Below are 11,926 nucleotides of genomic sequence, written 5' to 3'. Positions count from 1 at the left end.
GCAGCCTTCTATTGTCCCAGCTGATCGAGCCGGTTTTCAACGTCGCGGGCAAAGCGCTCTACAAACATAAGGGCTCTGACCTGCCCGGCCAGTGCGGGGAAGTCGCGCTGCACGTCCGCCACCTGCTGCAAATCCAGCAGCATGCGGCCGCGTGCGGCAGCCACGTCGTCGGCCATGCGCTCGAGTGCGGCATCGTCGCGGGCGTCTTCCAGGTCTTCGCGCCACTGCATCTGCTGCATCAGGAACGCGGCCGGCATGGCGGTGTTGTTCTCGGCCTGGATCGGTGCGCCGTTGAGTTCGCACAGGTAGGCCGCACGCTTGAGCGGGTCCTTCAGGCGCTGGTAAGCCTCGTTGATGCGCACCGACCACTGCATGGCCTGGCGCTGGGCCTGTGCGTCGGCCGCAGCGAAACGGTCCGGATGGGCTTCACGCTGCAGGTCTTTCCAGCGCGCGTCCAGGGCGTCGCGGTCCAGCGCAAACGCGGGCGCAACGCCGAAGATCTCAAAATCATTGGACAGCAGGTTCATGGGCGTTAAAAAGCCGCCAGCACGTGACGCACTGGCGGCCGCAAGTGGTTGGTCCGGCAACAGTATCAGATACGGAAACTCTCGCCGCAGCCACAACGGTCGCGCTCGTTGGGGTTGTTGAAGCGGAAGCCCTCGTTGAGGCCTTCTCGCACAAAGTCCAGCTGCGTGCCGTCGATGTAGGCCAGGCTTTTCGGGTCCACCAGCACCTTGACACCGTTGTCCTCGAACACCACGTCTTCCGGCGCGATCTCGTCAGCGTACTCCAGCTTGTAGGCCAGACCGGAGCAGCCGGTGGTCTTGACGCCCAGGCGAACACCCACACCCTTGCCGCGTTTGGCGATGTAACGGGTGACGTGGCGGGCTGCAGCTTCTGAAATCGAGATGGACATGGTGTCGATGGACCGGGCTTGAATCAGTTCAGGTGCTTCTTGCGGTAGTCGTCCACCGCCGCCTTGATGGCGTCTTCGGCCAGGATGGAGCAGTGGATTTTCACGGGCGGCAGCGCCAGCTCTTCGGCGATCTCGCTGTTCTTCAGCGCGGCCGCCTGGTCCAGCGTCTTGCCCTTGACCCACTCGGTCACGAGCGAGCTGGAGGCAATCGCCGAGCCACAGCCGTAGGTCTTGAAACGCGCATCTTCGATCACCCCCGTGGTCGGGTTCACCTTGATCTGCAGCTTCATCACGTCGCCGCAGGCGGGCGCGCCCACCATGCCGGTGCCGACGGACTCGTCGCCCTTGTCGAACGAGCCGACATTGCGCGGATTTTCGTAGTGGTCAACGACCTTTTCTGAGTAAGCCATGGTCTTTCTCCTTCAGTGTGCGGCCCATTGAATCGTCGAGATATCAATGCCGTCTTTGAACATTTCCCACAGGGGGGACAACTCACGCAGCTTCGCCACGTTTTCCTTGATCGTGCCGATCGCGTAATCGATCTCTTCTTCGGTGGTCCAGCGACCGATCGTCATGCGCAGGCTGCTGTGAGCCAGTTCGTCGCTGCGGCCCAAGGCGCGCAACACGTAGCTGGGCTCCAGGCTGGCCGAGGTGCAAGCCGATCCCGACGACACCGCCAGGCCCTTGATGCCCATGATCAGCGACTCGCCTTCGACGTAGTTGAAGCTCATGTTGAGGTTGTGCGGCACGCGCTGGGTCTCGTGGCCGTTGATGAACACCTCTTCCACATCTTTCAGACCCGCCAGCATGCGGTCGTGCAGCGCCTTGATGCGCACGTTCTCAGCATGCATCTCTTCTTTGGCAATGCGGTAGGCCTCGCCCATGCCCACGCACTGGTGGGTGGGCAGCGTGCCCGAACGCATACCGCGCTCGTGGCCGCCGCCATGCATCTGCGCTTCGATGCGGATGCGCGGTTTGCGACGCACGTACAAAGCACCGATGCCCTTGGGGCCGTAGGTCTTGTGGCTGGTCAGGCTCATCAAGTCCACCGGCAGCGTTTGCAGATCGATGTCCACCCGGCCCGTGGCCTGGGCCGCGTCCACGTGGAAGATCACACCCTTCTCGCGGCAGATCGCGCCGATGGCAGCGATGTCCTGGATGACGCCGATCTCGTTGTTCACGAACATGACCGAAGCCAGGATGGTGTCGGGGCGGATCGCGGCCTTGAAGGCGTCCAGATTCAGCAAGCCGTCGGCCTGCACGTCCAGGTAGGTCACCTCAAAACCCTGGCGCTCCAGCTCGCGCATGGTGTCGAGCACGGCCTTGTGCTCGGTCTTGACGGTGATGAGGTGTTTGCCCTTGGTCTTGTAGAACTGCGCCGCGCCCTTGAGCGCCAGGTTGTTGGACTCGGTGGCGCCACTGGTCCACACAATTTCGCGCGGATCGGCGTTGATGAGCGCAGCCACCTGATCGCGGGCGGTCTCGACCGCTTTTTCAGCTTCCCAGCCCCAGGCGTGGCTGCGCGAGGCCGGGTTGCCGAAATGCTCGCGCAACCAGGGAATCATGGCGTCCACCACCCGCGGATCGCAGGGGTTGGTGGCGCTGTAGTCCATGTAGATGGGAAAGTGTGGTGTGCTCATGGCTGGCAAAGAGAGGGGCTGGCTGGGCGTTGGAGGTCGCGTTTCGTCGGCGCCAGGGGGCGCTCTCGAGCCGCTTCACCCGTTATTTGGAGAATGCGTTACCGAGGGCAAACACCGAGTTGGGTGCATTGACTCGGATCGGCTTGACCACCGGCGCGCTGGAAATGGCGCGTTTGATCATGGGGGCGTTTTCCACCACCACGCCCTTGGCCAGCTGCTCTTCCACGAGCGACTGCAGGGACACGGAGTCGAGAAAATCCACCATCTTGGCGTTCAACGCAGCCCACAGCTCGTGGGTCATGCAGCGGTTGCCTTCGCCCAGGCAGTTTTCCTTGCCGCCGCATTGTGTGGCGTCGATCGGCTCGTCCACCGACACGATGATGTCGGCGACGGTGATGTCGGACGCCTTGCGCCCGAGGGTGTAGCCGCCGCCCGGTCCACGGGTGGACTCCACCAGCTCGTGGCGACGCAGCTTGCCAAACAGCTGTTCCAGGTAGGAGAGCGAAATCTGCTGACGCTGGCTGATGGCCGCCAGGGTGACTGGCCCATTGTTCTGGCGCAGGGCCAGGTCGATCATGGCTGTGACCGCGAAGCGGCCTTTGGTCGTGAGGCGCATGTGAGGCTCCTGTTCGTGAGGCTTGGTCGTTGTGAATGGCTGGCTGAAACACCCGGTGTCCTGGCCAGCGACTTCTCCACCCACCCCAACTGCATCAAGTGCAGCTGCATCGTCAAACTGTTATCCGACTGTTTTTATCGAGTATACCCCATACCCCAGTAATGCGCTGGGTCTTCCCGGGCGCACGGCTGCTCCTTGACCACCCTGAAAGTCAGAGCAGAATCGCCTGTCCCGGTTCCCGGGTCTGCATCGAGAAACCATCGAATGGAGGGGACTGCAAGGGAAACAGGAAGCGCACACAGGTGCCCGGGTTGGCTCCGTCAAAGTGAACCTGTACCCCCAGCTCTGCCGCTCGCAGACGGATGTGGCCGATCCCCCGTCCTCCATCTCTCACCGTGCCGTCAGGCGGTGCATCCAGCCCGACACCGTCGTCACTGACACTGAGCTCGACGCACCCGTCGACTTCCAGCGTGCGCACCGTCACGCGGCTGGCCTGCGCATGCTTCACGATGTTGGCGAACACCTCTTGCAGACAACGGAACACGTGCAGCACACCCTGCGCCTCCAGGCCGGGAATGGCGGGCACGTCCTGCACCTGCCAGTCCAGGTCGATGCGTGCCGCCTGAAGCGCAGGTGCGATGCGCTGGCGCAGGGTCCCCAGGATGGTGGGCAGGTCACCCTCCATCGGTTCCAGAGAGTCCAGCGTCATGCGCAGGTCTTCCAGCGCGTGATTGAGCATCGCGGCCACCGCCGCACTGTCCACCTGCCCGCCGCTGCTGCGGACCACGTTCAGGGCCTGCACCAGCTGACTGCCCAGGCCGTCGTGCATGTCCCGCGTGAGGCGCCGGCGTTCGCACTCCAGCACCCGCTGGCTTTCCACAAGTCGCAGGCGTTCAAACAGGCGGTGCAGCTCGCTCTCGCGCTCACTCACCTTCTGGGCCAGTTCAGCGTTCAGGCGCCCCACCTGCTCCATCGACGAAGCGGTGCGGCGCACCAGCACCCAGCCCAGGGCATACAACAGCATCAGTGAGCCCACATTCATCCACCGGATGTCGGCATCACCGGGCGCCCCCATGTTGACCACCGCAAAGTCACGCACCCCTGTGGCCATGGTGGCCGCACCCACGAGCACCATGAGGCGCTGATTGGAGTCCAGCCCCCAGCGGGCACGATGGAAGAGCTTGACCAGTGCCACGGCGGACGTGGCCGTGATGATGCCCATCCAGAGGCGGTACATGTCGTATTGGTTGAAATAGACCGTGACCGCCAGCCACACCGGCCCGACCACCAGCAAACCATTGACGAAGTTGCGGATGTAACCCTGCCGGTATTCAAAGAGTTCCCACATGAACAGGTACAGACAACCGCAGTAGACGGTAAAGGACAGCTTGTGGAGGTAATACCAGACCTCGAAAGGCATGGGTGGCGTTTCCATGGGCGTCAGCGCCAGGCGCACGGTCCAGGCGAATGTCGCGCCTACGAGCAGACCGAACATGCGTTCACGGGTCTGCAACCACATCAGCAGCGACATCAGGCCCACCATGAGCGAACAGGCCGCCACCATCCACGTGGCATACACCTGCCACCACATGAGCTGCTCATAGCGGTGGTTCAAGGCATCGGCGTCGCCGAGATGGACGATGGAGAGCCCGCTCTTGCGCAAGGGCTGACCCTTCACCTCGATGTCCAGCTGGTTGGCACCTGGATCAGCAGCAAGCCATGCCTTGGGAAAGAGCACCAGGTGAGGGACCAGCGAGGTGTCGACAAAGCCGGACCGTGCCCAGAAACGGTCGCTCACCTCATGTCCGTTCAGCCACACGCGGTAGCGCGCGCCCACGCGGGGCAACAACAAGCCAAGCGGGCGTTCGGTGCCCAGGCTGGCGGGCCAGTCCAGCCGGTAACGGGCCTCACCATGCCAAGGTGGCGTCTGGTCGTCCCACACATGCGGCAAACTCACCGTGGTGTGCAGAGCGACACCCGACTGGCTGTGGGTGACCTGCGCATGACGGATCGCGTAGGCACCGTCGACCGCCCCGGTTCGAGACACCCACAGCAGGGCGATGAAGAGCGCCAGCACCAGCAACCCGGCCCACAGATAGGCTGGCGTGCCCAGTATCCGCCGGGTCAGGGCACCCGTTGGCATCACAGCAACCCACGCTTCTGCGCCACCCGGACCACCTGCACACGACTGTGGACCGCGAGCTTGCGGTACAGGTTCTTGATGTGCGAGCCCACCGTGGCGGGGGAAATGGTCAGGCGCTGAGCGATCTCCTTGTTCACGTAGCCCTGAGCCACCAGCCTGAGCACCTCGGTCTCGCGCTCGGACAACAGCACATCGTGGAGGACCAGCGAGGGAGCGGGCGCGTCCGGTGCGACACGGAACTGCTTCAGCAGCATCCGAGCCAGCAGCGGCGAAATGGGGGCGCCGCCATCGCGGATCTGCTCGATCGCAGCGATCAGCTCATCCGACCGGCAACCTTTGAGAACGTACCCTGTAGCGCCTGCCTGCAGTGCCGCCACCAAGCTCGACTCGCCACCGAACACCGTGAACACCAGCAATTCGGCATCGGGCCGTTCGTGCGCCAGCCAGCGCAACAGCTCCTCCCCGCGTCCGTCCGGAAGCCCGAGGTCCACCAGAAACACATTCGCGCGACCCGCCAGGGCGTGCTGGCGAGCGTGATCCACGCTGCCCGAGTGGCCCACCAGACGCCACGATGGGCGCGACACCAGTGCCCGCTGGACAAACTGCACGATGGAGGGGTCGTCTTCGATCAGATAGATGCGCGTGGCACCGTCCGTGGCGGGCAACTCGTGCGGCTCAGGCAGAACTGACATGGGTGGAGTGGCGTCTTCTTATGGGAGATGCCCACGACCCGGCTCTGTTGGCCGGCCCCGGCGTGGGCGCTTGGCCCTCCATTGTGGGGCAGAACCTCAGGCCAGCTGGTCACGCCCCGAAGCGCCAAACAGCTGGGCCTTGAGGTGCGCCAACTGGTCTCGCACCCCCGCCGCCTTCTCGAATTCGAGGTTGCGCGCGTGCTCCAGCATCAGCTTCTCCAGCCGCTTGATCTCACGCGCCACATCCTTCTCGCTCATGTCGTCCACGCTGGCGCGCAGCGCGCTCTCGGCGGCCAGGCGGTCGGCTTCCTTGCCAGCCTTTTCGCTGTACACACCGTCGATCAGGTCCTTGATGCGCTTGTTGATGCTGCGCGGCTCGATGCCCATGGCCAGGTTGTGCGCGATCTGTTTGGTGCGGCGCCGCTCGGTCTCGCCGATGGCGCGCGCCATCGAATCGGTGGTGCGGTCGGCGTACAGGATGGCGCGGCCGTTCAGGTTGCGAGCGGCGCGGCCGATGGTCTGGATCAGGCTGCGTTCGGAGCGCAGGAAGCCCTCCTTGTCCGCATCGAGAATCGCCACCAGCGACACCTCGGGAATGTCGATGCCCTCGCGCAGCAGGTTGATGCCGACCAGCACGTCGAACGCGCCCAGTCGCAGGTCGCGCAGAATTTCCACGCGCTCGACGGTGTCCACATCGCTGTGCAGGTAACGCACCTTGACGCCGTTTTCCGTCAGGTAGTCGGTCAGCTGCTCGGCCATGCGCTTGGTCAGCGTGGTGATGAGCACGCGCTCGTTCTTCTCGACACGGATGCGGATTTCCTGCAGCACGTCGTCCACCTGGTGGGTGGCGGGTCGCACCTCCACCTCCGGGTCCACCAGACCGGTGGGGCGCACCAGTTGCTCCACCACCTGGCCCGAGTGCGTCTTTTCGTAGTCGGCCGGCGTGGCCGAAACGAACACCACCTGGCGCATGCGCTGCTCGAACTCTTCGAGCTTGAGCGGCCGGTTGTCCAGCGCGCTGGGCAGGCGGAAGCCGTACTCCACCAGCGTGGTCTTGCGCGCGCGGTCGCCGTTGTACATGCCGCCGAACTGGCCCATGAGCACGTGGCTCTCGTCCAGGAACATCAGCGCGTCTTTGGGCAGGTAGTCCGTCAGCGTGGACGGCGGCTCGCCCTCAGCGCTGCCCGACAGGTGGCGCGAGTAGTTTTCAATGCCCTTGCAGTGGCCCACCTCGCTGAGCATTTCCAGGTCAAACCGGGTGCGCTGCTCCAGCCGCTGCGCCTCCACCAGCTTGCCCATGCCCACCAGCTGGCCCAGGCGCTCGCGCAGCTCGTCCTTGATCAGCTCCACCGCGTTGAGCACCTGCTCGCGCGGCGTCACGTAGTGACTGCTGGGGTAGACCGTGAAGCGGGGGATCTTCTGCCGCACCTTGCCGGTGAGCGGGTCGAACAGTTGCAGGGTTTCGATCTCGTCGTCGAACAGCTCGATGCGGATCGCCATCTCGCTGTGTTCGGCCGGAAACACATCGATGGTGTCACCGCGCACGCGGAACTTGCCGCGCGAAAAATCGGCCTCGTTGCGCGCGTACTGCATGCGCACCAGCTGCGCGATCAGGTCGCGCTGGCCCATCTTGTCGCCCACCCGCAGCAGCATCACCATCTGGTGGTAGCTCTCGGGTTTGCCGATGCCGTAGATCGCCGACACCGTGGCCACGATCACCACATCGCGCCGCTCCAGGATGCTCTTGGTGCAACTCAGCCGCATCTGCTCGATGTGCTCGTTGATCGCGCTGTCCTTCTCGATGAACAGGTCGCGCTGCGGCACATAGGCCTCGGGCTGGTAGTAGTCGTAGTAGCTGACGAAGTACTCGACCGCGTTCTTCGGGAAGAACTCGCGGAACTCGCTGTACAGCTGCGCGGCCAGCGTCTTGTTGGGCGCGAACACGATGGCCGGGCGCCCCAGGCGGGCGATCACGTTGGCCATGGTGAAGGTTTTGCCCGAGCCGGTCACGCCCAGCAAGGTCTGGAACACCTCACCATCGTTCACACCCTCCACCAGTTGCGCAATCGCGGTGGGCTGGTCACCCGCCGGCGGATAGGGCATGAAGAGCTCGAACGGTGAACCGGGAAAGCGAACGAATTCACCCTCTGGCACGGTCGGTTCCTCAACAAGGCTCAGGGAAGCGGACGGGGAGGCGGACATGGGCGGATAAAATTGCGGGACAACCCGACAGCCTACCGCAATCAGCGCTGGGCTGCCTGGGCAGCGAATCCCCCACAGCCCCTGCGCATTCAACACTTCAGGACCTCTGACATGTCTTTGTTCACCGCCGTCGAAATGGCCCCCCGCGACCCCATCCTGGGTCTGAACGAGCAGTTCGCTGCCGACACCAACCCCAACAAGGTCAACCTCGGCGTGGGCGTGTATTTCGACGACACCGGCAAGCTGCCCCTGCTGCAGTGCGTGCAGGCGGCTGAAAAAGCCATGATGGAGAAGCCCACCGCCCGTGGTTACCTGCCCATCGACGGCATCGTCGCTTACGACGCGGCCGTCAAGGGCCTGGTCTTTGGCGCGGACAGCGACGTCGTCAAAAGTGGCCGCGTGGCCACGGTGCAAGGCATCGGCGGCACGGGCGGCCTGAAGATCGGCGCCGACTTCCTGAAGAAGGTCAGCCCCAACGCCACCGTGCTGATCTCCGACCCCAGCTGGGAGAACCACCGAGCCCTGTTCACCAGCGCCGGCTTCGCCGTGGACACCTACGCCTACTACGACGCCGAGAAGCGCGATGTGGACTTTGACGGCATGCTGGCCAGCCTGAATGCCGCAGCGCCCGGCACCATCGTGCTGCTGCACGCCTGCTGCCACAACCCCACCGGCTACGACATCACCCCCGCCCAGTGGGACCAGGTGATCGCCGTGGTCAAGGCCAGGGGCCTGACCCCGTTCCTCGACATGGCCTACCAGGGTTTCGGTTACGGCATCGCCGAAGACGGCGCCGTGATCGGCAAGTTCGTGGCCGCCGGCCTGACCTTCTTTGTATCCACCAGCTTCTCCAAGAGCTTCAGCCTGTACGGCGAGCGCGTGGGCGCCCTGTCGGTGGTCTGCGAAAGCAAGGAAGAATGCGACCGCGTGCTGTCGCAGCTCAAGATCGTCATCCGCACCAACTACTCCAACCCGCCGATCCACGGCGGTGCCGTGGTCGCCGCGGTGCTGAACAACCCCGAGCTGCGCGCCCTGTGGGAAAAAGAGCTGGGCGAGATGCGCGTGCGCATCAAGGCCATGCGCCAGAAGCTGGTGGACGGCCTGAAGGCCGCCGGCGTGAAGCAGGACATGAGCTTCATCACCACCCAGATCGGCATGTTCAGCTACTCGGGCCTCACCAAGGACCAGATGGTGCGCCTGCGCAGCGAGTTCGGCGTCTACGGCACCGACACCGGCCGCATGTGCGTGGCCGCGCTCAACAGCAAGAACATCGACTACGTCTGCCAGGCCATCGCCAAAGTGGTCTGAACCTGCCCCCACCCAGCAAAAAGCCGCTCCTGGAGCGGCTTTTTGCTGGGTGGCCTCACTCCCTGCGGTTCGGCTTGTGGCGACCCTGAAAACCGGGCCGGTCATTCTTTCACAAAGGTGACAAAAGCCCGGGGAAATTAGGTGTTTCCACCGTTTCGGGTCTTGCCACATGCTGTTATATTGCACTGCAACATAACCATTGGTTCCCCCATGCTCTACCAGATTTACGAAACCCAGCGCTCCATGATGGAGCCGTTCGCGGACCTGGCCGAGGTCGCCGCCAAGCTCTACAACAACCCTGCGCTGCCATTGGCGCAGATGCCGCTGGCGCAGCGGGTGGCAGCGGGCTACGACCTCATGCACCGCCTGGGCAAGGACTACGAAAAACCGGTGTTCGGTATCACCACCGCCGATGTGGACGGGGTGGACGTGGCGATTTTCGAGCGCATCGAGATCGACAAGCCGTTCTGCGAACTGCGCCGCTTCAAGCGCTTCACCGACGACTCCGCCACCCTGGGCAAGCTCAAGGGCCAGCCGGTCGTGCTGATCGTGGCCCCGCTCTCGGGCCACTACGCCACCCTGCTGCGCGACACCGTGCGCACCATGTTGAAAGACCACAAGGTCTACATCACCGACTGGAAGAACGCGCGCCTGGTTCCGCTGTCCGAGGGTGAGTTCCACCTCGACGACTATGTGAACTACGTGCAGGAATTCATCCGCTACCTGCAGAAGAACTACGGCAACTGCCACGTGATGAGCGTGTGCCAGCCCACCGTGCCGGTGCTGGCCGCCGTGTCGCTGATGGCCAGCCGCGGCGAAACCACGCCGCTGTCCATGACCATGATGGGCGGCCCCATCGACGCCAGCAAATCGCCCACCGCGGTGAACAACCTGGCCACGCAGCGCAGCCACAGCTGGTTTGAAAACAACGTGATCTACCGGGTGCCGAGCAACTTCCCTGGTGCCGGCCGCCGCGTCTACCCCGGTTTCCTGCAGCACACCGGCTTTGTGGCCATGAACCCCGACCGCCACGCCACCAGCCACTACGACTACTTCAAAGACCTGATCAAGGGCGACAACTCCAGCGTCGAGAGCCACCGCAAGTTCTACGACGAGTACAACGCCGTGCTCGACATGGACGCCGACTACTACCTCGAAACCATCGAGACCGTGTTCCAGGACTTCAAGCTGGTCAATGGCACCTGGGACGTGAAGAACGAAGCCGGCAAGGTCGAGCGCGTGCGCCCCGAAGACATCGCCACCACCGGTCTGCTGACCGTGGAAGGTGAGCTGGACGACATCTCGGGCTCGGGCCAGACGGCTGCGGCGCACGACCTGTGCACCAGCATCCCCAAGACGCACCAGATGCACTACGAAGCCAAGGGCGCGGGCCACTACGGCATTTTCAGCGGCCGCCGCTGGCGCGAGATGGTGTACCCGGTGGTCAAGACCTTCATCCTGGCGCACCAGCCCAAGGCGGCGGCTCCCGACACGGCCCCTGCGGCGGTGGCCCCACCGGCCGAACGCCCCGCGCGCCAGTCCGCGGTCGTGGTGAAGCCTGTGGCCAAAAAGGCCACGCCCAAGGTGGCAGCCAAGCCCGTGGTCAAGGCTGCGGTCAAGGCCGTGGCCGCGAGCAAAACCGCATCCAAGCCCGTGGTCAAAGCAGCCGCCAAGGGCAAGGCACCCGCAGCCTGATGGTGCGGACCCCGGGGAGCAGCCCGCTCCCCGGTATATTGGCTTCATGAACGACCTCGCCCGGCGCATCGACGCCGCCCTGCCACAGACGCAATGCACGCGCTGCGGTTACCCGGACTGCGCCCGGTACGCCGAGGCTGTCGCCGCCGGCGAGGCCTGCATCAACCAGTGCCCGCCTGGCGGCCAAGAGGGCATCGAGCGGCTCGCGGCCCTCACCGGCCAGCCCGTCACCCCGCTCAACCCCGCCAACGGCATCGAAGGCCCGCTGACCCTGGCGGTCATTGACGAAGACTGGTGCATCGGCTGCACGTTGTGCATCAAGGTCTGCCCGACCGACGCCATCGTCGGCAGCAACAAGCTCATGCACACCGTCATCGAGCCCTGTTGCACGGGCTGTGAGCTCTGTCTGCCGGTCTGCCCGGTGGACTGCATTTCACTGGAGGTGGTGAGCGGCGAACGCACGGGCTGGCAGGCCTGGACCGCGGCCCAGGCGGCGCAGGGCCGCGAACGGTACCAGCAGCGCACGGCGCGCCTGGCGCGCGAGCAGCTTGAACACGATCAACGGCAGGAAGCCAAGGCCCGGATGAAGCTGGCCGATCTGGCGACCCACTCGCAACACACCGACCCCGCCGTGCTCGACAAAAAGCGCTCGGTGATCGAAGCCGCCCTGGCCCGCGCCCGCGCGAAACGGGACGCTGCGGCCTGAGCGCCGGC

11 protein-coding genes are annotated in these 11,926 nt (G+C 64.4%); 3 read left to right on the top strand and 8 right to left on the bottom strand.

Annotated features, from left to right (window positions below):
* Positions 1-8: 8 nt before the first annotated feature.
* From hscB to uvrB, 8 genes are all read right to left on the bottom strand, one after another.
* Positions 9-527, bottom strand: a complete 519-nt coding sequence (hscB, locus tag IM738_RS06590; protein ID WP_236965086.1) for a Fe-S protein assembly co-chaperone HscB — start codon at positions 525-527, stop codon at positions 9-11.
* A gap of 65 nt (positions 528-592) precedes the next feature.
* Positions 593-916: an iron-sulfur cluster assembly protein IscA gene (gene iscA, locus IM738_RS06585; protein WP_077331348.1), complete on the bottom strand. Its 324-nt coding sequence runs from the start codon at positions 914-916 to the stop codon at positions 593-595.
* A gap of 23 nt (positions 917-939) precedes the next feature.
* Positions 940-1,326, bottom strand: coding sequence for a Fe-S cluster assembly scaffold IscU (iscU, locus tag IM738_RS06580; RefSeq protein ID WP_077331347.1), 387 nt, complete (start codon positions 1,324-1,326; stop codon positions 940-942).
* Positions 1,327-1,338: 12 nt separating this feature from the next.
* Positions 1,339-2,556 (bottom strand): IscS subfamily cysteine desulfurase, encoded by a 1,218-nt coding sequence (locus IM738_RS06575; protein WP_236965085.1) that lies wholly within the window; start codon positions 2,554-2,556, stop codon positions 1,339-1,341.
* Between the two features lie 82 nt (positions 2,557-2,638).
* On the bottom strand, positions 2,639-3,172 hold the full coding sequence (gene iscR, locus IM738_RS06570; RefSeq protein ID WP_236965084.1) for a Fe-S cluster assembly transcriptional regulator IscR: 534 nt from the start codon (positions 3,170-3,172) through the stop codon (positions 2,639-2,641).
* Between the two features lie 211 nt (positions 3,173-3,383).
* Positions 3,384-5,315, bottom strand: a complete 1,932-nt coding sequence (locus tag IM738_RS06565; protein ID WP_236965083.1) for a sensor histidine kinase — start codon at positions 5,313-5,315, stop codon at positions 3,384-3,386.
* Entirely contained in the window at positions 5,315-6,007 is a 693-nt protein-coding gene (locus tag IM738_RS06560; RefSeq protein ID WP_236965082.1) for a LuxR C-terminal-related transcriptional regulator, read from the bottom strand. Before IM738_RS06560 ends, IM738_RS06565 begins: the two co-directional genes overlap by 1 nt.
* 96 nt (positions 6,008-6,103) lie before the next feature.
* Positions 6,104-8,209, bottom strand: a complete 2,106-nt coding sequence (gene uvrB / locus IM738_RS06555; RefSeq protein WP_272907809.1) for an excinuclease ABC subunit UvrB — start codon at positions 8,207-8,209, stop codon at positions 6,104-6,106.
* A 111-nt stretch (positions 8,210-8,320) separates the two neighbouring features.
* Here uvrB and IM738_RS06550 point away from each other — a divergent pair, with 111 nt between their 5' ends.
* From IM738_RS06550 to rsxB, 3 genes are all read left to right on the top strand, one after another.
* Positions 8,321-9,517, top strand: a complete 1,197-nt coding sequence (locus IM738_RS06550; protein WP_236965080.1) for an amino acid aminotransferase — start codon at positions 8,321-8,323, stop codon at positions 9,515-9,517.
* A gap of 210 nt (positions 9,518-9,727) precedes the next feature.
* A complete protein-coding gene (locus tag IM738_RS06545; protein ID WP_236965079.1) occupies positions 9,728-11,212 on the top strand; it encodes a polyhydroxyalkanoate depolymerase in 1,485 nt (494 codons plus the stop codon).
* 46 nt (positions 11,213-11,258) lie between these two features.
* The gene (rsxB, locus tag IM738_RS06540; RefSeq protein ID WP_236965078.1) at positions 11,259-11,918 is read left to right on the top strand and encodes an electron transport complex subunit RsxB; all 660 of its coding nucleotides are present in this window, start codon (positions 11,259-11,261) and stop codon (positions 11,916-11,918) included.
* The last annotated feature ends 8 nt before the right edge of the window (positions 11,919-11,926 follow it).

The sequence above is a fragment of the Hydrogenophaga sp. SL48 genome, from assembly GCF_021729865.1.
Classification (GTDB): domain Bacteria; phylum Pseudomonadota; class Gammaproteobacteria; order Burkholderiales; family Burkholderiaceae_C; genus Hydrogenophaga.
The sequence above is the reverse complement of the archived record's forward strand: the minus strand, read 5'-3'. Positions and strand labels throughout refer to the sequence as shown.